Raw genomic sequence first — 22,092 nt, 5'->3', positions numbered from 1 at the left:
GCTATTCTAAATTCGCACTGCATAAAGAAGCACTATTAGCTGCTTCTCCTCAATTTTTTGTAACTCCAATCTCATAATAAATTTTTAAGCTTGGTTTTATCTTGCTCAAGGCAAGATCTCATTCAAGTTGAGAAATTTGAATAAACCTTTGGAGTATTCAATGAAAAAAGAGATCAGGGTTTGGGATCCATTAGTCCGTGTTTTTCACTGGGCGCTCGTGTTGAGCTTTGCGATCGCTTGGATAAGTGCAGACGAATTTGACACTCTACATTTCTGGGCCGGTTATACCATTGCCGCTTTAGTAGCTTTCCGTATTGTGTGGGGTTTTATTGGCACACGCCACGCACGCTTCAGCGATTTTGTTTACCGTATAAATACGATTAAAAGCTATCTGATTGATCTGGCTGCTTTGCGTCCTAAACACTATGTGGGGCATAACCCGGCAGGTGGATTAATGGTGATTGTCCTGCTTCTCTCTCTTGGATTACTCACTTTTACAGGCATGGCTTCTGTAGCGCCAGATGGCATAGGACCGCTTGCTGGCACTTGGGTAGAGTCGATTTCAGGGTACTGGATGGAAGACGTTCATGAGGCCGTTGCTAATCTAGTTCTAGCCTTCGTGTTGTTCCATATATCAGGTGTCTTAATCAGCAGTTTAGTCCATGGGGAAAACCTAGTTCGAGCGATGATCAACGGGAAAAAAGAGATCGAGGAGAAGGGCGATGAGAATTAATAAATTTGCTATCGCACTGATAGGTTCACTCTTTGTAGTGGCTGCAAATGCAACGCCAGTGAGTGATCGCATGGTGGCAGCCTTCGAGGCGGCTAGTGGTAAAAGTGCTAATGCAGACGCAGGTAAAGCGTTGTGGAACCGAGACTTTAACGGTAAGAGCTGTACAACCTGTCATGGGTCTGATGTGAAACTGGTAGGCCAGCATGCAAAAACCAAAAAGGCGATTGATCCTCTAGCGCCAAGCGTAAATCCGGAGCGACTTACGCAGGATCATAAGATTAATAAGTGGTTCCTAAGGAACTGTAAATGGACGCTTGGCCGCGAGTGCACCCCAGCAGAGAAAGGAGACATCCTACTCTGGTTATCTAATCAATAAGAGCGAGATAGAAATATGAAACTTAGCATTAAAACGGTCCGTTGGATTTTGGGTACGACACTGCTTACTAGTGCTCTAGGGGTTGGAATGGTTGGTGTTGTTAATGTCGCCTTCGCTGATGAGGGCTGGAAAATCTTCGGTCAAGATGACGATGAGTACGGTGAGCGTCGAAATGGTGCTTTAAAACAGACAGATAATTCGCCAGCACGCCAGCTCTATATTGATGAGTGTGCAGACTGTCATATGGCCTATCCTACAGGATTTCTACCTGAGCGAAGTTGGCAGAAGATGATGGGTAATTTAGATAATCACTTTGGTGAAAATGCCGAGTTGGATCCTACATCACAACAAGCGATTACTCAGTATCTGGTTGATAATGCGGCTGAAAACAGTTCAAATCGAAGGGCACGTAAGTTTTTACGCAGCGTATCAGATAACGCTACACCACTGCGTATTACTGAGTTACGTTACTTTAAAAAGAAGCATGATGAGGTACCGGATCGTATGGTAACCGGTAATCCAGATGTTGGTAGTTTTAGCCAGTGTCAGGCTTGTCACGGGGATAGAGCAGAGCAGGGCTACTTTGATGACGACTCGGTCAATATTCCGAATCACGGCCGCTGGGATCATTAATCTCCTAGCACTTTCGTTGCCTTCTATTGCGGGAGATAACCTCTCACAGCGGGAGGCGAGGGAGTTGTTGGAGTCGGGTCATATCCTCTCACTTTCGGAACTACAGGACAGACACGCACAGACATTTATCGGCAAAATCTTAGATCTTGAGCTAGAACGCAAAGATGGCAAATTGATCTATGAATTTGAGGTTCTCGGTGGTGACGGTGAGGTGCGTGAGTATTACATCGACGCAGCTTCGGGTGAGCTTCTTCAAGAGAAATTGGAGGATTAATGATGCGCCTACTGCTCATTGAAGATGACACCGAACTCATCGATCAATTAAAACCCCAATTGCAAAAAGCGGGCTTTGCAGTGGAGGTGGCCCGAGATGGAGTAGATGGCGAGTTTCTTGCTCAAGAAGAGTCATTTGACGGCATTATTCTCGACCTGGGGTTGCCTAAACGCCCAGGAATTGAGGTGCTATCTAACCTGAGAGGTGCGGGTATTGATACCCCCATTGTGATTCTTACGGCTCGCGACTCCTGGCAAGAGAAGGTGGATGGTCTTAAGCATGGTGCAGATGACTACCTTACTAAGCCTTTCCATTTTGAAGAGCTCCAAGCGCGTATAGAAGCGGTGATGCGCCGTAATCAAGGGCGTGCAGATAACACTTTAGTCTGTCAGGGCGTTTCTTTAAACGTTGATACCCAACAGGCAATTGATGCGTTAGGGCAGAGTATTTCATTGACCGGCAAAGAGTTTCGATTGCTGCGTTATCTGATTACTCATGCAGGAAAAATCGTATCTAAGACAGAGCTGAGTGAACATGTCTATGAAGAGGAGATGCTCAAAGATAGCAACGTGATCGAGGTCTACATCAACCGTCTTCGCCAATATTTTGGGAAAGAGTTCATTGAGACCAAACGTGGCCAGGGATACATCGTTCAGTTGGATGTGAGCGAATAAGATGTTTAAGCAGGGATACTCAATTGAGGCGCATCTCCAGTCTCGCTTAACTAAACTTCTGCTGCTTCTTGCTGTTCTGCTGTTAGTGCCCTTACATCTTACTGTTCGCTCGTTTGTTGATGACATTATCGAACAACGCCTTGGTCATGATGCAGAGACGATTATCACCGCTTTGAGTTTGGATACAAACAGTCAGTGGCAACTGCAACAAGAGCGTATCTCCTCTATTTATCAACGCGTAGAGTCTGGCCACTATTTCAAACTTCAGTCCGAGCAGTTTCAGGCACTCTCTCGCTCTCTTTGGGATCGCGAGCTTAATGTATCGTCAGTTGCCCCTGGCATTGTTGATATTGCGGTGATTATTAATGATGACCAGCGCTGGATGATTCTTACTCAAGGATTTAAAAAATCAGATGTCAATTTTACGCTTGCGGTTGCTGAGGATGTAACGGAGCTCTATCACAATCAGTGGCTGCTAGAACTGCTGCTATTTCTAATCATGGTGGTTGTTTTTGGGGTGGTCGTTTGGCTACAAAGGCGAATGGTTAAATCAGGTTTTGCTAGCCTAGAGCCAGTTCGGCAAGCGATTGAGGCTGGTGACATCAGTTCATCGATTCAATTCCCGGATCAACTTCCTCGAGAGATAGCGCCTTTAGCCTCTGCGCTCAATCGATTATTGGCTCGCTCAGCTGCGCAAATAGAGAGATCACGCACAGGTTTAGGCAATCTAGCTCATGAGCTGAAGCGGCCTATTCAGAAGTTGCGCTGGCTCTCCTCTGAACTAGATTCAAATGAAAACTCTGCCAAGGCAATAGCTCTAAGTGAAGAGTTTCAGCATTTGATGGACCGCGAACTTCGACGAGCTCGTATTTCAGGAACACCAACGCCCGGCAAACTGTTTGCTCCTTACGCTGACTTGACCCCTATGGTTGAGCTCTTTAAACGAATTTACCCCAGTAAGGAGTTACACCTAAAACAACTGCCCCGATATGAACTCCCCTATGATCGAGATGATATGCTCGAGCTTATTGGCAATTTGCTAGATAACGCCCTAAGGTATGCGACTTCAAAAGCTGAGTTATCGATAACCTACTCACGTGAAAATCACCGTTGGATTCTTTTAATAGAGGATGATGGAACAGGGGTGTCGCAAGAGAATATGATTCGACTAACTCAACGAGGCGTTCGTTTAGACGAAGATTCTGCAGTGTCAGGTTCAGGCCTTGGTATCGCCATCAGTAAAGCGGTAGTAGAGAGCTATTCGGGTAATTTAAGCTTTAGTGACGGATTGCTTGGTGGGCTTGGCGTTAAAGTCGAATTACCCATTTAAACGGATTGGTTTTGCTTGGTGAAGGTAGAGATGGCGCGCCCGGGATTACTCGGTCAATCCTGACCTCGGCCTTTCAGGTAAAGATGGCGCGCCCGGAGGGATTCGAACCCCCGACCAACAGGATCGGAACCTGCTACTCTATCCAGCTGAGCTACGGGCGCGTTGAGTTGTTGAATTGTATAGTGCTATCCATCATCGGGATAGACTCGTTGAATCGCTTAAGCGATTCAACGCCCCTTCGGGCGCTTACAGCGGTCCAAATTCTTGCCACAATTTGTCGAACCCCCGACCAACAGGATCTGAAGCTGTTACTTTATCTAGCCGGCCGGCGCTCCGGTGAGCTACGGGCGCTTTATCTTGAGGCGTGAATCTTACTGATACCGCCTCGCTTTGCAAGTGAGTTCTAGCTTTTCAGCTTCCACTGAACCTCACTTCCGGCCATGAATGGGATGATGGGGCGGCCATTCGGTAGAGTGATGCTCTCTGGTAGTGTCCAGGACTCTTTTAACAGTGTGATGGTGCCGCTGTTTTCCGGTAGGCCGTAAAATTTAGGGCCGTGTAGGCTCGCAAAACCCTCTAGTTTGTTCAGTGCCCCTAACTCATCAAACACTTGGGTGTATAGCTCAATGGCTGCCCAGGCGCTGTAACAGCCTGCACAGCCACAGGCGGTCTCTTTTTTAGCCTGTTCATGAGGTGCTGAGTCAGTGCCTAAGAAGAACTTATCTGACCCTGATGCAACGACATCACGTAGCGCTTGCTGGTGAATGTTGCGCTTTAAGACAGGTAAACAGTAGTTGTGTGGGCGAATACCACCCACTAACAAGTCATTTCGGTTCAGCATCAAATGTTGCGGTGTAATGGTGGCACCAATGTTTCCGCCCGCAGCAAGCACAAACTCAGCTGCGTCTTTAGTGGTGATGTGTTCAAATACAATTTTAAGCGTTGGGTACTTCTGAGTGATTGGACCCATGCGTTGATCGATGAACTCTTTTTCACGATCAAAAATATCAATATGCGAATCAGTGACCTCACCATGGACCAGTAGAAGCATGTTGTTCGCTTCCAGCGCAGCGAACACATCGGCTAAGCCATCGATGTTTGTTACTGCAGCATCCGAGTTTGTGGTCGCACCGGCAGGGTATAGCTTAACGGCTTTAATGCCCGCTTTAGCCGCTTCATTGATATCCTCAGCGGTGGTTCTGTCGGTGAGGTAAAGCGTCATTAAAGGCTCAAAGTTCGAACCCTCTGGTCGTGCAGCTAGAATGCGCTGTTTGTAGGCCTCTGCGTCAGCAGCGTTACGAACCGGTGGTGCAAGATTAGGCATGACAATCGCACGATCAAAACAGCGAGCGGTAGCTGCTACTGTCTCAGCAAGGATATCGCCATCACGAAAGTGAAGGTGCCAATCATCGGGTGTTTTGATGGTGATTTCGTTCATGGGATCGCCCACTCCTTAAAAATTTTCGATCTGAATATTTTACACGGTTTGGTTAGAGGTCGCTGTGCATTTTATAAATTAGTTGCTTGTTTAATTAGTAAAAACTAATATATCGATATTGGTTCTAGTTGAACCACTTAATTTCAATTTTGAGAGGGACGGAACATGTCTGTAGAACGTATGGTATTTGCCTTTGCTGGCTTTATGGTTTTGTTGAGCTTGGCACTGGGCGTAGCGGCTAGCCCACTGTTTGTCAGTGAGTACTGGTTGTGGTTCACAGCCTTTGTTGGTGCGAACCTATTCCAAACAGCCTTTACTGGATTCTGCCCATTGGCAATTATCCTGAAGAAGCTAGGCGGTAAAGCGGGTACAGCGTTTTAAGTTCCGCTAAGTGATTGAAGAGCCGCTCTATTAAGCGGCTTTTTTGTTGCGTTCAAAACCTGCAATCAGTGACCCACCGACAATAGCCAGACAGGCCCAGGCAAGAGTCCAGCTCGGTTCCGCTAATCCAAACAGAACCAACAGCACGACCGAGATCAACGGTGCCGAATAGGCTAGTACCCCCAGCAGTTGAATATTGCCGTGCTTTACCCCGTAATCCCAGGTGAAAAAGGCAATGCCAACAGGCCCTAGACCTAGACCAATCACTCCTATCCATTGAATCAGGTTGGCTGGCATAACAGTCGTCTCCCAAGCTAGATGACAGAAAAAGGCCAATACGGCTGTGGCACCACAAAACCAGCCCGCTGCATCGGTCGGTACATTGGCGGCCAAGCGGCTGGTGACAGAAAAGGTAGACCAGATTAGAGCGCAGGCTAGGGCGATTAGATAACCTGACGTGTATTGCGGTTCGAAGGCATCACTACCCCCTCCAATCAATAACCAACAACCCGTTAGGGCTGATAGAGCACCGACTAGATGCGCCCATCTAAAACGGTGGCCAGGCAGAAGGGTTGAGAACAGAACAATCAGTAGGGGCCAAAGGTAGGCTAATAGACTGACCTGCACAGCCGGTGCTTTCGACATCGCTAAAAAGTAGCAGAAGTGGTAACCAAAATAGCCACTTACGCCTAATAGCCAGACAGGCTTTTTCTGTTTTGCGTAACGGACACCCCAGTGACCCTCTTTGCGCCATTTGGTAAGCATCAGTAGGAATGCAATGGCGAAGGTCATCGACATTAACTGAAAGGGTGGGATCTGGTTATCCGTTAACCGAGTTAACAGAGCCAAGGCACCCCATAGCGCTATGGCTGAAAAACCAATCAGTGTCGCGTTACTTCTGTTCATATGAGTCCAGTGTTGAAGAGATCGTATTAAGTTGTTCTTCCAAACTCAGGTTTGGGTCCATTTGGACAGTGGGTATGTTCATTGAACTAAGTTGCTTAATGCATTCATCAGGCAGCAGCTCGGCTCTTTGGTTGAATGTAACCACAGCTTGAACATGATGTCGTAGAGCCAGTGCTTCTATTTCGCTTGGGTATCGAAGTGGGGCTCCAAGCATCTCGGTTTTATGGCTCCATGGCTCATCATCGACAAAGGCTATTATTTTTCCACCTCTCTCAATTAGTGCTTGGGCAAGTTGGTGTTCTACAAAATCGATACCCACGATAATGAAACTTGAGCCTCGCCATTTTGAATTGCGAAATGCATTCAGGATTTTGTCGAGCACTTAGCCCCTCTTTTTACTTGTTGTCGCGTTGGCTAAAGATCACAATAGTGAACCTAACTGAAACACTATTCTCACTTTTTCCGCCCCATAAGGAAACCTCTGTTGTTTGGTCGTAATAAGCTATTTTGGCAAGGCGCTAGGCGTGGTTTTATCTCGTCGCTCCCTTTCTATATCGTCATGGTTCCATTTGGCACACTGTTTGGGCTTTTAGCCACAGAAGCAGGTTTAAATGTGCTTCAAGTGATGGGGTTTAGCTTTGCGGTCTTAGCAGGCGCTGCGCAAATTACAGCCGTGACACTTATGGAGGAGAATGCCCCTACCGTCATTATTCTAGCCACCTCGCTTGCGGTGAACCTGAGGATGGGCATGTACTCAGCTGCCCTAGTGCCACTGATTGGGAAAGCGAAACTCTGGCAGAGAGTCCTAGCAAGCTATTGGATTTTTGATCAGTCATACGCTGTGACAGCGCTAGAGCACAATAAAAACCCCAACCTTTCGTTGGATGAGCGGTTAGGTGTCTTTTTTGGGGTTGCGATTCCGGTCTCCTCTCTATGGTATCTCGGCACTTATCTTGGAGCGGTGGTGGGCAATCAAATTCCATCCGAATTAGGGCTAGAATTTGCGGTCCCCGTCACCTTTTTAGCCTTGGTTGCACCACTTTTAAGAAGTATTCCACACCTACTTGCAGCATTTACCTCAGTCCTGTTTACCTTGTTATTTGCAGATTTCCCATTCAGTTCAGGACTTTTGGTGGCCGGAGTCATGGCGTTGGCGGTGGGCTATCTATCGGAAGTTTGGCTTGAAAAGCGCCGTTCGAAGGAGGCTGTATGATTCACTCTGATCTGTATGTTTGGATGATCATAGCGGGCTTAAGTCTGGGCAGCTTTGCGATTCGTTTCTCTTTCTTAGGGCTAATTGGTGATCGTCAACTTCCCAAACCGGTTGAGCGAGCTTTGGGCTATACATCGGTGGCTATTTTGCCGGGTATAGCTATGCCTATGGTGTTAAGTAGCAGCAGCGGAGAGTTAGAGCCGACTCGACTGATCGCTGCGTTTTTAACCTTGTTGGTTGGCGCTTGGACGCGAAGCCTACTCTACTCATTACTAGCAGGAATACTCAGCTACTCCCTTCTGATGGCGGTTTTGTAGAACAGATGCCTAATTGGTTTCGCCCGCTATCTTTAGATCGATACAGCGCTTTGTCTGCCTGATTTAAAAGCTCTTCGCCACTCATGAATTCTGTATCAGGTGTCCAGGTGCAACAGCCCAAACTCACCGTGACACAACCAATGGGTGATGCACGATGCGGAATGTTTTTCGATTCAATCTCTTTACGCAGTTTTTCAGCAAGCGCTTGTGCCGCTGGTGCAGGCGTGTCGAATAGGAGAGCAACAAACTCTTCTCCACCGTAACGAGCGACGGTATCAGTAGAGCGATGAAATATATGACTCATCGCTTGGGTGACACGTTGAATACAGGTATCGCCCGCCTGATGGCCGTAGGTATCGTTGTACGCTTTGAAGTAATCGATATCTAAGATAATAACCGATAGTGGAAGGGCGCTGCGTCGGGCACGATTAAAGTTTTCGACCAAGCTTGCATCGAGGAAGCGTCGGTTATAGATCTGCGTAAGTCCATCTTTTACTGATAGATCTTTTAATCGGTGATTCGCTTTCTCGAGCTCTTTGGTTCGTTGTTTGACCTTCTCATCGAGTTGCGAACTGAGCTCTTGGTACTTATCGAGCAACTTCTGTGTGTTTTCGTTGGCCTCCCTAAATGCCTCTGCTGAAACAGCCAGGGCCGCTATCTCGTCTTTAGAGTGGTAAGTTGGGATGGGTACTTTTCGCTCGCCATTGGATAGTCGATCAAAAATCTCTCTCAGTCTGGCAATGGGTCTCTCTATACTTCTGCCGACGACCATTCCGATAATGACCGTCATCAAGATGAAGAGAATGCAGAGTGCAATTAGCTGCTGTGATAAAGAACTGACTATGCTTGAAGATTGTTCTTGAGTGCTGCTTAGGGCCTGCCTGAACTCTTGAGTTAATTTCTCAGAAAGATATTTAATTTCATAACTCTCGGCCGCCATGACAACATTAATTAAAAAGAGATAGTTTCGGGTGGTTTGAACACCCTCATTGAATGTTGAGTAACCACGAGCCAATGAGTCATGGATGATATCTAAACGGGTGATTTGTGGGGGGTAGCTCTCTAGAATGTAGAGGTCTTCTATCAACCCCATTACGTGTTGATAGTACTCATCCACCAGTTCCAGCTCGGCTGGGTTGAGTGACTCAAAATATTGCCCCATGTGTTTTTCGATGATTAATAGGTCTCGCCAAATATTGTTGCTAATCGCTAAAGAGCCGGCCGATATGGTCTGCTTTTGATAGGCTTCGATTAGAGCGCCCCAACTATTCGTGACACTGGGAAGTGTTGTCTTTACAAGCTGTTGTCGGCGCGATCGCTGAGTTTTAGCTGCCTTAAACGCCTTTTGAAAAGTATGAAGATGTTCATCCACTCGTTTTATGATCGGTTTGGCTGTTTCGCTCTCTAATGACGAGAGCGTTGATAGCTCGTACAGTGCAGATCGGTAGGCAATGTCGACAGAGTCGGCTGCTTGGGTCTGACCAACTCTTAAAAAGGTTTCAGCGCGGCTCTGCATCTCGGCTGCATGAAAACCTAATTGCGTTGCATGTTTTAAATTGCTCGATAGATCGTTTTGTTGATCAAACTGTTTGTTAAGGGTTGTGAGCCCGATAAAAGCAATAATCCCCAGCGCAAGGGTAATCAGCCCCATTAAAAAATAACCGGTGTAAATTCGAGTGGTAAAAGGAACTCTTTGAGCAGGCATTCAACTCCCCTAACTCAGCACAAATTCTTTCCATTTGGGCAGTGTATAGTCATAGGTGTCCATGACACTGTTCCAAACGGCAACATTGCTGAAGCGTTGTTCGTAGGATCCGCCCGTTCTTATGGAACCTTCCGCTACTGAAATCGAGCCATCTGTCCCTTTTAGCGATGTAGCGGCGGGTTTGCCCGCGTACCAATAGTCCCACTCCTCTGGGCTCATAAACTGTCTAGAGCGTTCTGGGTTGGAGATGTAATACCCCTGCCTTGCAATAAAGGCTCCTGGGTAACCCGATAACCACCAATTCATAAATTGGTAAGCTGCGTCCTCTTGCTCGCCCCGCGTTTGGCTGGAGAGACACATGACCCCATGCCATGCTCGATAGCCCTCTTTCGGCGCAGCGTAAATGCACGGGATCCCTTGCCCTTGGAGTGCAGAAGCACCGGGACTGAACATGCTCTCAATGATGACTTCGTTGTTCGCCATCAACTCAACGGAGTGGGGGACGGATGACCATACCCCCCTGAAATGGCCGCGTTTTTTGTAATCAATTGCGATCTCAAACAGCTGATCGATCTCACTGATACTCATGTTACCTATGTCATTAAAGGTCATAAGTCCTTTTGCTTGAGCGGCTAAGGCTAAATCAAATATGCCGATCGTGGGTTCGTTCACAATGGCGACCTTACCGGAATAGTTATCGTTTAAGAGCCAGCCCCAGCTCTCTGTGATGTAGGGTTCGCCAACATCAATGTAGCGTGAGTCATAGCCAAAGGAGTCGGTGTTGTGCACATAGGGTAGGAAACTAACGTTTTGGCTAGGCTCACGGCCTAAAGTTTTATCCTTCTGTACATAGAGAATACGGTGTGGTGCATCGCCGCGGCCGATCTTGGCGTCCTCTGAAATCTGACCGGTTTTCGAGAGGTTGTTGATCTCATTCCAGTACTGAATTCGTTTTGTATCGATTGATTGAATCGCACCGGCATTCCATAGAACTCTTATGGAGTTTGACCACTGCTCATACAGATCAAATGAGGAGGGGTTGGTTGTTGCACGCATGAGTACTTCAGCACTACCGCCTGGGTAGAACTGAATATTAATCCCGAGCTCTTTTTCGGCACGCAGACGTAGCTCTTCCTGCAGGGTAACGTGAGTTCCCATGACACGAATGGTCGGGCGAGCATTCTCTGCTTTTAAAATCGCAGGGAAGCCCCCAATTGCAGCAGGCAGAGCAATACCCGCAGCGTTTTTAATAAATTGCCTACGTCGCAATTTACAACTCCTGAATTCAGTAACTTAACTCTATCTCCTTCAATATAGGCCTATTTTTTGAAAGTGGTATTAAATATGGCTAAAAAATATACAGATAAAGGCTGAGTATTTTTCACCAATCGTCGCTATAAAAAGCTACGTGATTGGGGATTTATGAGCTATGGTTCGCCCCATTAAATGGAGAACATTATGGACAAACTGATCGTTGGTTCTGAGGAGTGGTGTGGCCTTCCTCTATTGGGCCTACCCGCTGTTAAAGCTCGTGTCGATTCGGGGGCGAAAACCTCATCACTGCATGCGTTTAACATTCGTAAATTCACTCGTAATCGAGACACTTGGGTCTCTTTCGAGATCCACCCTCTGCAGAAAAATGATGAGCTAGTGGTTCGTTGTGAAGCTCAGGTGGTTGATCGCCGTACTGTAAAGTCATCAAGCGGAACAGCCGAGAGACGTTACGTTGTAAAAACCAACATTACCCTGGCAGATCAAACGTTTGAGGCTGAGTTAACACTCACTAACCGCGACTCTATGGGTTACAGAATGCTGCTGGGTCGTGAGGCAATGTCAGGTCGCATGATCGTTGATCCTGAAGGCAGCTGTCTGCAGGGTGAGCGCACCATTACTGAGTGTAATCAGATGTACGGTGTGAACCCAACGGCACGCACTGCTCTGAAAATTGGTGTGTTGGCTAGCAATCCGGATCTCTACTCAAACCGTCGCTTGATTGAGGCGGGTGAGGCGCGCGGACATGAGATGGTCTTCTTGAACATCAAACAGTGTTACATGAAGATGGATGCTGATAATCCAGAGGTTCACTACCGTGGTGGCGCTATTCTGAACGATTTTGATGCCATCATTCCTCGAATTAGACCTTCAATGACGTTTTATGGCTGTGCACTGGCTCGTCACTTTGAGAGTCTTGGCGTCTATGTTCAGAATACGGCAGAGGCGATCACAAGTTCGCGTGACAAACTCTTCTCGCTGCAACTGCTGCAGAAGTCGGGTTTGGATATTCCTACAACAGGCTTTGCCAACTCGCCAATGGATACCAATGACCTGATTGAGATGGTCGGCGGTGCACCTTTGATCGTAAAGCTACTCGAAGGCTCGCAAGGTCGTGGAGTTGTGTTGGCCGAAACGGGTAAAGCAGCTGAGTCAGTAATCAACGCGTTTAAAGCGCTACGAGCTAACCTGTTGGTGCAAGAGTTTGTTAAAGAGGCGGATGGCAAGGATCTACGCTGTTTTGTCATTGACGGCAAAGTAGTGGCTTCGATTATGCGTACTGCGGCACCGGGCGAGTTCCGTGCAAACATACACCAAGGCGGTTCGGCCTCTTCGGTTCGCATTTCAGCAGAAGAGCGCAAGCTAGCGATTAAAGCGGCTAAAACCCTAGGTCTGAAGGTGGCGGGTGTTGATATCATCCGTTCTCGCAAAGGCCCTCTTCTATTGGAGGTTAACTCATCCCCAGGTTTAGAGGGTATTGAGGGGGCTTCCGGTAAGGATGTTGCGGGCGCTATGATCACCGCTATTGAGAAACGTTTTGCACGACGTTTAAAAGGGTAAAACCAATAAATAAAAGGGAGAGGTGATGGCTGACCGAATGACGGCTGAGCTACTGGTTGATTCGATGAGTTTGAGAGAGCAAATCTCTCTACTGTCCGGTGAAGATGTTTGGTCGGTTAATGCTATCCCTAGACTAGGAATCCAAAAGCTGCGTGTCACTGACGGACCTAATGGTGCACGTGGTGGTGGTTCTCTATTTGGCGGTGTGACGGCCGCCTGCTTCCCCGTTGGTATTGCCTTAGGCGCAACCTGGAACCGTGCCCTGCTTGCGAAGGTGGGTGGCGCTATTGCTGATGAAGTTAAATCTAAATCGGCACACGTGCTGCTTGGTCCTACCATCAATATTCAACGATCTGTGACTAATGGCCGTAACTTTGAGTGCTATTCAGAAGATCCTGAGCTAACCGCTGCACTGGCGGTCTCATACATCCGAGGGCTTCAAAGCGCAGGGGTTGCTGCCACACCCAAGCATTTCATCGGAAATGAATCTGAAATTGAGCGCACAACGGTCAGTTCCGATATTGATGAGCGCACACTGCGCGAGATCTACCTTCGCCCCTTTGAAGCTGCCATTAAAGAGGCGGGTACTTGGGCCATCATGGGCTCATACAACAAGATTAATGGTACCTATGCCGCCGAAAATCACTGGTTATTGACAGAAATTCTTCGCAACGAGTGGGGCTATGACGGCATTGTGATGTCCGATTGGTTTGGTTCTAGAACCACGGCACCAACCATTAATGCGGGCTTAGATCTAGAGATGCCAGGGCCAACCCGAGACCGCGGTGACACATTGCTCAACGCCGTTGATCGTGGTGAAGTGCCTGTTGAACAGGTTCGTCAGCTGGCCGTAAACATGGTTCAGTTGATGGAGCGTTGCGGTGCTATTAATGATGCTTCGCCGTTCAAAGAGATTGCCGATAATCGCCCTGAACACCAGCAGCTGATAAGACGTGCCGGTATTGAGGGTAGTGTGCTGCTTAAGAACACAGGCTTATTACCTCTTTCTACTGACCTAAAGAGCATTGCGGTAATTGGGCCTAATGCCATCGAGGCTCAGATCATGGGCGGTGGCTCCTCGATGCTTAATCCCCACTATTCCGTTTCACCTATGCAGGGATTAACAAACCTTCTGGGTGGCGATGCTATTCATTATGCACAGGGGTGTACTAATCATCGCTGGGAACCCCTGGTCAACCAAAAGATACGAGTCGATTACTTCGCTAATCGAGATCTTTCGGGTGAGGTGGTTTTCACTGAAGAGGTTGATGAGAGCCAGAGTTTCATTCTGCCCCCAGTGGCGAATGGACTGGTCGATCAACACGCTTTTTCGTTGCGAGCGAGTGTTGATTACACGGCAACGGAGACGGGCGATTTTAATATTGGCCTTCACAGTGCAGGCCTTGCCAAGTTCTATGTGAATGGCGAGCTGGTGATCAATGTGTGGGATCACTGGCAGAAAGGTCGAACCTTTTTCGAGGAGGGGTGTGATGAGGTCGTTGCCAGTTATCGATTCGAGGCAGGTAAAACCTATACCCTTGAGATGGAGTTTGCCACTAAGGATACGGACAACCTCGATCTTGCCGCTTGGCGCTTTGGTCTATCAAAACCCTTAGGGGATGAGGCAATACAAGCTGCGGTAGAGCTAGCAAAAAGTGCCGAAGTGGCCATCCTGTTTGTTGGTCGATCCGGTCAATGGGATACGGAAGGAAGTGACCTTGAAGGCATTAAACTCCCTGGACGTCAGGATGAGTTGGTCGCAGCCGTGGCCAGTGCTAACCCTAACACCCTAGTGGTATTGCAAACGGGTGGACCGGTTGAAATGCCTTGGGTAGATCAAGTATCTGGCATATTGCAGGCTTGGTACCCAGGACAGGAGTGTGGCAATGCGATTGCCGATGTTTTATTCGGCAAACAAGATCCCTCCGGCCGTTTGCCTCAGACCTTCCCAGTCAAGTTGGAAGATAATCCTACCTACACCGATGACCCACTGGTCTACCCTGGACGAGACGGCCATGTGCTTTATCGTGAAGGCGTGTTTATCGGCTATCGTCACTATCAGGCCAACAAGATTGAGCCGCTATTCCCCTTCGGATTTGGCCTCAGTTACAGTGATTACCAACTCGAAAATCTAAGTTGTCGAAAGGTGGCTAATGATTATGTCGAATTGAAGGTGAGTGTTAACAATATTGGTCAGCGACAGGGTCAGACCGTTGTTCAGATTTACTGTGGTGAAGTTAACTCTGACATTGAACGTCCAGAACTCGAGTTGGCCGACTTTGAGAAGCTGGAACTGAAAGCTGGAGAGAGTGCTGATCTAACATTTCATCTACCTCTTCGTCGTTTTGCATACTTTGATATCAAAACAGGTATGTGGACGGTTGCGGAAGGTGACTATCGAGTGCGGGCTAGTTTCCATGCCAAGGACCCAGGTTGTGAAGCGGTGATTAATTTGTCAGCCAAGACGCTCTGTCCATCAGCCTGATGCACTAACGTTATAGAGAGACTTTTATTTGTGGCAAAAGAGTCTAAATGAATCACTGAGTTTTACAGGTTGTGTCGTTACAATGCAGCCAATTGATAATTTTAAGAGTAGGGTTTAATGATGCGTGCCTTAATGACCTCGTTGGTTACGATTTTATTCACATTTAATATGTCTGCTGCGGTTGCCAACGAAGAGGCGATTGAAGCGATGAACGACTACATGGCTTTTCAAGAGTATGAGTCGGGTATTATGGTCCCTCAGCAGATTGATCAAGTCGTATTTGAAGCATCAACCTTTATCGATACTCGTGATGCAGAGCAGTTCGCAGAAGCGACTATTCCGGGTGCGATCAACATTGAGTGGCGCCAGGTGTTGGATCGCATCGACGAAATTCCAGAGACTGGCAAGGTGATTCTGTTCTGTAATACAGGTTCTCTCTCAGCACAGGCTACTTTTGCACTGCGTGTCGCGGGACGAGAAAATGTTGTGGTTCTGCAGTCTGGTTTTATTGGCTGGCAACAAAACGCCGCCTATAAACCCTAGTCAGTAAATCAAAAATAAAAACGGCGCTTTTGAACGCCGTTTTTGATTCTTAGGGTGTGGCTCTTGTGATTAACCGAACTCAGGCAAGTTCTGGGTCACAACCGGCTTACCTGCCTCTACCCATCCGTCGTAACCGCCGGCAATGGATGTGACATTCAGGTAGCCCATCTCGGCAAGAGATGCAGCGGCAAGAGCAGCACGACCACTGGTCTTACAGTAGATTACGATGTTGGTGTCACGCGACTCTAGAGCCGGCATGCCACCGATTTTAAACTCGAGAAGACCACGCGGAATATTGATAGCACCACTTAGATGGCCCTGTTCATATTCGGCCGGTTCACGCACATCAATAACGATCTCAGCGTCGTGAATGGCACCATCGGCATCTGCAACGCTGACCTCTTTAATGGTCGCCTTTGCGGCCATGACTAGATCTTGTGCTGTCTTCATTGGAACTCCTTTAGCTGTTCGCTATTTCCTGCAGAGCATCTCTGTCAGATATCGTTAACAAGTTCTTTGATTCGCTAATAATGCCTTGGCGTTTCCACTCCGCGGTATGGCGTGAAATGGTCTCGATGGTTAAGCCGAGATACTGAGCGAGATCTCTTCGACTGATCGGGAAGCTGACCGCTTCTGCAGTCTCACCCACCCATTGAAGCAGGAACCAAGCCAAACGAGGTTTGGATTTGAGTAGACCTACCTGGGTTAGGTGATCTTCTGTTTTCATCACCTGCTGCAGTGCACGTTCAATAATGGCTTGGTTGATGGCGCCACTCTGATCACGCAGGTGGTTCAACTTCTCAACCGAAAGCTGGCAGAGCTCGATCGGTTCCAGCGCCTCGGCTGTGTGCATATAGGTGCCACTGCTGATCAGCTTTTCATAGCCAAAGAGATCGCCAGGACGAACTAAGCGAACAATCTGAGCATTGCCCTCATTGTTGAATTTAGTCAGTTTGATATGGCCGGCTCGAAGAGTGTAGATCAGTCCGAGACTCTCGCCCTCATTGTAGATAATGTCGCCCGTCTCAAATTTAATGACACGCGTCTGAAAATCTTCAATCAGCGAAAGCTCGGACTCTTTTAGACATCCAAACAGACTCGACGGCCTAATCGGGCAGGTTAAACAGTGCCCTTGACCAACCAGTGTTCCCATACTCAACGCTCTTATAGTTAATTAGTTCCACTATAATAGTTGGCTAATGAGTCAATTTCACTACTTGTGAGTCTTTGACTTGCTTGTCGCATGACAGAATAGAGATCAGAGTCACGATCACCACTGCGATACATCTCTAACGCACGCTTCAAAGTCTCGGCAGTTTGGCCCGCAATAGCAGGGGTTCCCTTAATACCACCTTGGCCGCTAAGGCCATGACAAGAGGCACAGGCAGTAATCAGTCGATCTTTATCACCTTCCGTTACCAGTGCCGGTGCTGACTGTTGCGCTAGGGTCGGTGCTGGTAGCGATGCGTAGTAGGCTGCAACATCAGACATGTCCTGTTCTGACATCATTTTAGCTAAGGTGGTCATTATTGACGCACGACCATCCTCATTACGAGCTTCACTCTTATAGTCAATTAACATTTTATAAGTGTATGTTTCTAACTGACCAGCTACCGTAGGCCAACGTGGTGTATGAGGAAGCCCTTTACGTCCATGACATGAACTGCACATTAGGGTTTCGTTTAAATCACTACCTCGTTCTACTTCACCAATTGGGCGACTGTCGAGAGCAAGTCTCAACTCTGCTGAACTCCATTGAGTTGCATCATGCAATGGTTCTGAAGATTGAGCACTTAAACTGGTTAAAACCAGAAATCCTAAAATGAATTTTTTCATGCGAAACAGTCCTCCGTAAACGACTTCATCCAGGCTTGCTGGTAGATAGCGCTCAAGCGAAGTGTAGCTTCGTCAGCGTCTAGAGATTGAAGTGCTGGTGCCTTACGCTTAGTAATTCGACCATTTTTTAGCTTGTAACAAGCTGTTACGAAAAAGCCATAATCTGATGCACCTAAAGCAAAACAGGTATTTTCCCAAGTTAAGTCCAGCTCTACTGGTCGGCCTGCTAACAGATTTGCAATTGCATAAGCAGCTACCTTAGCTTGAGTGTTAGCGGCATATCCTGATTTAGGCATATCATCTGCAATAGCAGCATCCCCCAACACGTGGACAAAAGGTACTTTTTGAGATTCAAAGGTTGTACGGCTTACTGAGCACCATCCAGCCTCGTTAGTTAAGCCAAAGGTTTGTGCTATTTTTCCAGCTCTCATCGGAGGCACAATATTGATGACGTCTGCTTTAATCTTCTCTGACTCTGTAGTCAGTGTCATATTTTTGGCATCTAAGCTGATAGCTTTACCGCCGTTATCACCAGTAATCCAGTCAATCATTCCAGGTGTTTTGTGATCGATAACATCGTTAGGCATCCCGTTTTTGTAGCTTTCGGGGATGTTATAGCCATATCGACGGTTCCATGCTAATCGCATGTTTTTACCGGTTGTAAACTCGTTTTTTGGGTCTGCAATTATGACCTTGCCTGTTGGATTATGTTTTTGCATCCATTCAGCAACAAGGGCTCCGCGCTCATAAGGTCCTGGAGGACAACGATACGGATTCGGGGGAGCAACGATCAGCATTGTGCCACCTTGGCGCATATTCTGGATTTGGTCACGCAGTAGAGAGGTTTGAGAGCCTGGGATCCAACCGGAAGGGGCTTTGGTTTCAGCTATATCTCTTGAGTAACCATCTATTCGGTCATACTGGAGCTCTATACCTGGCGATACTACTAACCTATCGTAGTTATAGGCTGCACCTGATGCCGTTTTTACGCGGCGCTTATCCGCATCCAGCCCAATAGCCCGATCAATGACGATCTCAACACCATATTTATAGTGAAGGGCATCGTAATTAACTTCCAGGTCGGACATGTCGATGTGGCCAGTCAGAACTTCTGATGAACCATAGGGGCGAATGTACACAGGATTTTGCTCAATGAGGATGACCTGGGTATTGGGTGCCTTCTTCTTAAGGTATTTTGCAAAGGTTGCTCCACCTACACCGCCACCTATAATGACCACTTTGGCGTTGCTTGCTTGTGCAAAGGAAGGCAGAGTTGCGACAGCACCGGCAGCTGCACTCAACGATATAAATTCGCGACGTGAAATCATTTGTCACCTCCTTCTGGCAGAGCAGCAAAGTATTTTGAAAGCGCTTCAATTTCTGGAATTGTTAGGCCTTTAGCAACATTCCCCATAATGGTTCCTTTGCGCTTATCATCTCGATAGTCGAGCATTGTTTGTAAAAACACCTTCTCCGGTAAGCCTGCTATAGGCACTAGTGCTGAGTGGGCAATATAACCGTCAGTACCATGGCATCCTGCACAGGCATTAGCCATGATCTCTGTTCGCTCATCCGCATGGGCTCCTATTGAACCCATAACTAGAGCACTTAATATCATTACTTTTTTCATCGTCATCTCCTTACTGTGCCCATACCCAGAATCCGACGGCAAAGTAGTGCACGATCCAGATTAAGATGATGTAAATGGTCCAGTTACCTAGGCGAGAGATAGCCACAGAGGGCGTGTAGGTTCCTTCTGTCTGTCCCGCCTGCCATGCAACCGTGATTAGGTAGGTGCAGGCCATGCCACCGACAACTGCGAAAGTCGCGAAGAACAGAATGGTGCTGTACCAATCCATGTTGATTGGGTAGTCCATTGGGTTGTAGCCAGACTCAACGACTAGGGCAAACCAGCGAATGATTTCACGATCAACCGCGACCAGTGTGATTACTACAAAGGCGATCGCCACTAACCAGTAGGCGGTGTAGCCGTTGTTAATTTTGCTGCCAAATAGAGTTGGCACCATCGCTAAAGCGATCAATGCTACGGCTGTGATGTAGAGCATCGGGTTGGTTAAAAACTCAGTTTGGTTTTCTGGCAGGCTAACCATCCAGATTGCACCAATAAGAAGCGATACCACAGAGCCTTGTGCAAGCAGTTTGCGCGCCAGAGTATGAACAAACTCAAGGTAACCCGAGTCGCTACCAGGACGAACGCTTATGTAGTGGCGGTAGCCGTAGAGCCAAGCACCGGTTACAGGTGCTGCGAGAGCGATCATAAAGATGAAACGCGCCCAGTTGATGGAGTGTAACTGAGTGCCGCTGGCATCGATTTGACCCTGTGGTGCGTACCACTCCATCCACTGATCAGGGGATAGCATCTGATTGGTTAGGGTGTGCATGATCAGACCCACAACAATGAACAGCGCGAGCGATAGAATCATGCTGCCGGGGCATCTTGTCTTATTCTGAGTCAGATCTTCATTTTTAAAGTAGAAGAGATAGATCAACAGATAAGCGACCGACAGTATGATGATGAATCCAATGACCCACCAAGCGGACAGCACATTAGAGGTGTACCAGAAAGGATCATAGATCACCTGCACAAACAGCAGAGGCGCAACGCCGATAACCACGGCAACCGACACCGCAATCTTTGCGGTCGATAGCATGGCATTTGCAAGCTGGCGCCAGTAGCTATCTTGGCTCAATGCTCCACGAATGGTTAGCGCTGCACCGCCCAACATAACGTGAACCGCAAACATATGAAGAGCAAAGGTGACGACACCTAACACTAAAAATAGAATCGGATGTGAGGGAACCCCAGCCACATCACGAAGTGCGTATAAAGAGTCTACATTCATCGTGATACTCCTTAGTGAGACTGAGACACAGTGATCGGATTACCCTGATCAGCCGCGACAGCAATAGATTGATCTTTCAACTGACGAATAAAGCTAGCCAAGGCCACTGCTTCATCTTGTTGAAGTGGAATTTGTGGCATATAGAGCGTTGTACCACTCGACAGTGCCGCTCTTAAGTAGGCCGCAATATCCGACTCGCTAGAGTCGTCACCAAAGTAATTTGCCAGTGGGCGAATCCCTGTATCGGTCAGTGAGTGGCAGTTTGAACAGGTGTTCAACGCCAGAGCTTGACCAACCGCCTCTTTATTAGAGTCAGTCACCGTGCGCAGCTCCTCGGGAAGGAAGATCAGAGCGTTAGTGAAGCCATGCTCTTCAATGGTTGGGATTTCACTTTGAATGCCAAGCCCCGGAACATCACGACCAATAACCTGGTTAGAGTAGACGTATCCACCTGCAACATAAGGCTTACGAATCGACTCACGCGCAACCTCTTCTGGCCAAAGTCCGAACACCAAAATGACGACCGTCATGACGCCCGCAATGGCTGGTTTTAGCAGCTTTGGTGCGGCCAGAGTGGCTGCGAAATAGGCCATGATGCCGCCCATTACAGAGATTAGAGCGGGTGTGAAGTACTCCGGTAGACGATTCTCCATCACCAATTCAGCGGTCGCTGGAATCGTTGATAGGTACCATTTGAATAGACCAAGACCGGCTGCAGTCGCAACCAAACCTAGAATCGCCAGACGACGAACCATCTCTTTGCGGAAATCGATATCTTTAATTGAAGAGGCAACAATGCCTCCGACTACCGCTGTCATGGTGAACATAAACGCCGTTCGCATAGCCAATTGCGCAAAGGTGTTGGCGCCATAGAAACCGTTCAAGTAACCGCCTTCGGTGTACCAGTTTTCATTACCAGGCATCAGCATGAACGACAGAATACCGATAATGATTAGCATGGTTGTGTAAGAGGCTAGGCCAAAGATGATACTGATGCGCAGGTGTGTTTTCTGATCCACCTTATTCACCAAGTAGACGATCATGTAAACGCCGATGACTTCGATGACAAAGAAGACCCACTCGGTTGCCCACTTCCAGACAAAGCTATGAATCAGTGCAGAGATACCACGCGGACTGCCGACCGTGATTGAGAACCAGATGCCTGGCCCGGTAATCGAACCTAATACATAGGAGAAAACCAAAAGAAACAGGCCGTAACGACGAATGTAGTCGAGAAGCTCTGGGCGGTTCTTACGGTAAGCGACCACCGCAAGGTAAGAGAAGACCAGTGCTGCACCCACTGATGTGTGTGAAAACAGAACGTGTATGGTCGCAATGATACCGATGATCCAACCTGAACCGAGTGTCGGTTCAAACCAGATTGGATAGAGTCCTAGCATCTCCATTGAATAATTCCCCTTGAAGACGATACGTTTTGGGGAGTACCTCCCCGCTTAATGGTCGAGTCATCTCGACCAGCTTGGCGAGCAGTATCTATTCATGCAGAGATCGTCGCATTGAGAATCCGCAACCGGATTTATAGGTTTTTGCG

General features: G+C 47.8%; 24 protein-coding genes, 1 tRNA gene and 1 pseudogene. 13 read left to right on the top strand and 13 right to left on the bottom strand.

What is annotated here, in order from left to right; all coding sequences use genetic code 11:
* The first annotated feature begins 160 nt into the window (after nt 1-160).
* From XMA127_RS10500 to XMA127_RS10475, 6 genes are read left to right on the top strand one after another with little or no spacing between them, the layout of a single operon-like run.
* Nucleotides 161-733 (top strand): cytochrome b/b6 domain-containing protein, encoded by a 573-nt coding sequence (locus tag XMA127_RS10500; protein ID WP_173481914.1) that lies wholly within the window; start codon nt 161-163, stop codon nt 731-733.
* Nucleotides 723-1,109 (top strand): DUF1924 domain-containing protein, encoded by a 387-nt coding sequence (locus tag XMA127_RS10495; protein WP_173481915.1) that lies wholly within the window; start codon nt 723-725, stop codon nt 1,107-1,109. The genes XMA127_RS10500 and XMA127_RS10495 overlap by 11 nt, the downstream gene beginning before the upstream one ends.
* A gap of 15 nt (nt 1,110-1,124) precedes the next feature.
* Nucleotides 1,125-1,742, top strand: coding sequence for a diheme cytochrome c (locus XMA127_RS10490; protein ID WP_173481916.1), 618 nt, complete (start codon nt 1,125-1,127; stop codon nt 1,740-1,742).
* Nucleotides 1,743-1,758: 16 nt separating this feature from the next.
* On the top strand, nt 1,759-2,016 hold the full coding sequence (locus XMA127_RS10485) for a PepSY domain-containing protein (protein ID WP_173489352.1): 258 nt from the start codon (nt 1,759-1,761) through the stop codon (nt 2,014-2,016).
* 2 nt (nt 2,017-2,018) lie between these two features.
* On the top strand, nt 2,019-2,690 hold the full coding sequence (locus tag XMA127_RS10480) for a response regulator transcription factor (protein ID WP_173481961.1): 672 nt from the start codon (nt 2,019-2,021) through the stop codon (nt 2,688-2,690).
* A 1-nt stretch (nt 2,691) separates the two neighbouring features.
* The gene (locus XMA127_RS10475) at nt 2,692-4,020 is read left to right on the top strand and encodes a sensor histidine kinase (protein WP_173482614.1); all 1,329 of its coding nucleotides are present in this window, start codon (nt 2,692-2,694) and stop codon (nt 4,018-4,020) included.
* 84 nt (nt 4,021-4,104) lie between these two features.
* Here XMA127_RS10475 and XMA127_RS10470 read toward each other — a convergent pair.
* Together XMA127_RS10470 and pyrC are read right to left on the bottom strand one after the other, a co-directional pair.
* Nucleotides 4,105-4,181, bottom strand: a tRNA-Arg gene (locus tag XMA127_RS10470).
* Nucleotides 4,182-4,423: 242 nt separating this feature from the next.
* Complete coding sequence (gene pyrC, locus XMA127_RS10465; RefSeq protein WP_173484137.1) at nt 4,424-5,458, bottom strand: dihydroorotase; 1,035 nt, start codon at nt 5,456-5,458, stop codon at nt 4,424-4,426.
* A gap of 165 nt (nt 5,459-5,623) precedes the next feature.
* Between pyrC and XMA127_RS10460 the strand changes: the two genes are divergently transcribed.
* A complete protein-coding gene (locus tag XMA127_RS10460; protein WP_173481920.1) occupies nt 5,624-5,839 on the top strand; it encodes a DUF2892 domain-containing protein in 216 nt (71 codons plus the stop codon).
* Nucleotides 5,840-5,869: 30 nt separating this feature from the next.
* On the opposite strand, the gene XMA127_RS10455 is transcribed toward XMA127_RS10460, so the two are convergent.
* Together XMA127_RS10455 and XMA127_RS10450 are read right to left on the bottom strand one after the other, a co-directional pair.
* Nucleotides 5,870-6,745, bottom strand: coding sequence for a DMT family transporter (locus XMA127_RS10455; RefSeq protein ID WP_173499181.1), 876 nt, complete (start codon nt 6,743-6,745; stop codon nt 5,870-5,872).
* Nucleotides 6,732-7,127, bottom strand: coding sequence for a nucleoside-diphosphate sugar epimerase/dehydratase (locus tag XMA127_RS10450; protein ID WP_173499180.1), 396 nt, complete (start codon nt 7,125-7,127; stop codon nt 6,732-6,734). The genes XMA127_RS10455 and XMA127_RS10450 overlap by 14 nt, the downstream gene beginning before the upstream one ends.
* Before the next feature lie 102 nt (nt 7,128-7,229).
* On the opposite strand from XMA127_RS10450, the gene XMA127_RS10445 reads away from it, so the two are divergent.
* Both XMA127_RS10445 and XMA127_RS10440 read left to right on the top strand, forming a co-directional pair.
* Complete coding sequence (locus XMA127_RS10445) at nt 7,230-7,958, top strand: AzlC family ABC transporter permease (RefSeq protein WP_217362110.1); 729 nt, start codon at nt 7,230-7,232, stop codon at nt 7,956-7,958.
* The gene (locus tag XMA127_RS10440; protein WP_173482611.1) at nt 7,955-8,275 is read left to right on the top strand and encodes an AzlD domain-containing protein; all 321 of its coding nucleotides are present in this window, start codon (nt 7,955-7,957) and stop codon (nt 8,273-8,275) included. The genes XMA127_RS10445 and XMA127_RS10440 overlap by 4 nt, the downstream gene beginning before the upstream one ends.
* Here XMA127_RS10440 and XMA127_RS10435 read toward each other — a convergent pair.
* On the bottom strand, nt 8,244-9,980 hold the full coding sequence (locus XMA127_RS10435; protein WP_173484135.1) for a diguanylate cyclase: 1,737 nt from the start codon (nt 9,978-9,980) through the stop codon (nt 8,244-8,246). The two genes, XMA127_RS10440 and XMA127_RS10435, sit on opposite strands and share 32 nt — an antisense overlap.
* A 9-nt stretch (nt 9,981-9,989) precedes the next feature.
* Complete coding sequence (locus tag XMA127_RS10430; RefSeq protein WP_254449933.1) at nt 9,990-11,249, bottom strand: PotD/PotF family extracellular solute-binding protein; 1,260 nt, start codon at nt 11,247-11,249, stop codon at nt 9,990-9,992.
* Between the two features lie 177 nt (nt 11,250-11,426).
* Between XMA127_RS10430 and XMA127_RS11780 the strand changes: the two are divergent.
* The 4 genes and pseudogenes from XMA127_RS11780 to XMA127_RS10415 form a co-directional block, all read left to right on the top strand.
* Nucleotides 11,427-11,843, top strand: a pseudogene (locus XMA127_RS11780) (ATP-dependent zinc protease); the annotation flags it as partial.
* Nucleotides 11,844-11,918: 75 nt separating this feature from the next.
* Complete coding sequence (rimK, locus tag XMA127_RS11775; RefSeq protein ID WP_217362114.1) at nt 11,919-12,812, top strand: 30S ribosomal protein S6--L-glutamate ligase; 894 nt, start codon at nt 11,919-11,921, stop codon at nt 12,810-12,812.
* 25 nt (nt 12,813-12,837) lie between these two features.
* Complete coding sequence (locus tag XMA127_RS10420) at nt 12,838-15,297, top strand: glycoside hydrolase family 3 protein (protein WP_217362109.1); 2,460 nt, start codon at nt 12,838-12,840, stop codon at nt 15,295-15,297.
* Nucleotides 15,298-15,414: 117 nt separating this feature from the next.
* A complete protein-coding gene (locus XMA127_RS10415; protein ID WP_173488778.1) occupies nt 15,415-15,840 on the top strand; it encodes a rhodanese-like domain-containing protein in 426 nt (141 codons plus the stop codon).
* A 69-nt stretch (nt 15,841-15,909) separates the two neighbouring features.
* Here the strand turns inward: XMA127_RS10415 and XMA127_RS10410 are convergent, their stop codons facing one another.
* Genes XMA127_RS10410 through XMA127_RS10380 form a run of 7 tightly spaced genes read right to left on the bottom strand, consistent with a single transcriptional unit; the run spans nt 15,910 to nt 21,946 of the window.
* Nucleotides 15,910-16,290: a rhodanese-like domain-containing protein gene (locus XMA127_RS10410; RefSeq protein ID WP_173481928.1), complete on the bottom strand. Its 381-nt coding sequence runs from the start codon at nt 16,288-16,290 to the stop codon at nt 15,910-15,912.
* Between the two features lie 10 nt (nt 16,291-16,300).
* Nucleotides 16,301-16,993 carry a Crp/Fnr family transcriptional regulator gene (locus tag XMA127_RS10405; RefSeq protein WP_173481929.1) on the bottom strand — a complete coding sequence of 231 codons (693 nt, stop codon included), beginning with the start codon at nt 16,991-16,993 and terminating at the stop codon, nt 16,301-16,303.
* Nucleotides 16,994-17,010: 17 nt separating this feature from the next.
* Nucleotides 17,011-17,676 (bottom strand): c-type cytochrome, encoded by a 666-nt coding sequence (locus tag XMA127_RS10400; RefSeq protein WP_173499179.1) that lies wholly within the window; start codon nt 17,674-17,676, stop codon nt 17,011-17,013.
* Complete coding sequence (locus XMA127_RS10395; RefSeq protein WP_173499178.1) at nt 17,673-19,004, bottom strand: FCSD flavin-binding domain-containing protein; 1,332 nt, start codon at nt 19,002-19,004, stop codon at nt 17,673-17,675. Before XMA127_RS10395 ends, XMA127_RS10400 begins: the two co-directional genes overlap by 4 nt.
* On the bottom strand, nt 19,001-19,306 hold the full coding sequence (locus tag XMA127_RS10390; protein ID WP_173499177.1) for a cytochrome C: 306 nt from the start codon (nt 19,304-19,306) through the stop codon (nt 19,001-19,003). Before XMA127_RS10390 ends, XMA127_RS10395 begins: the two co-directional genes overlap by 4 nt.
* A 10-nt stretch (nt 19,307-19,316) precedes the next feature.
* A complete protein-coding gene (locus XMA127_RS10385; protein ID WP_173499176.1) occupies nt 19,317-20,540 on the bottom strand; it encodes a hypothetical protein in 1,224 nt (407 codons plus the stop codon).
* A gap of 11 nt (nt 20,541-20,551) precedes the next feature.
* Nucleotides 20,552-21,946 (bottom strand): cytochrome ubiquinol oxidase subunit I, encoded by a 1,395-nt coding sequence (locus XMA127_RS10380; RefSeq protein WP_173499175.1) that lies wholly within the window; start codon nt 21,944-21,946, stop codon nt 20,552-20,554.
* Between the last annotated feature and the right edge of the window lie 146 nt (nt 21,947-22,092).

The organism is Marinobacterium sp. xm-a-127, from assembly GCF_013283425.1.
Classification (GTDB): Bacteria; Pseudomonadota; Gammaproteobacteria; order Pseudomonadales; family Balneatricaceae; genus Marinobacterium_E.
The sequence above is the reverse complement of the archived record's forward strand: the minus strand, read 5'-3'. Positions and strand labels throughout refer to the sequence as shown.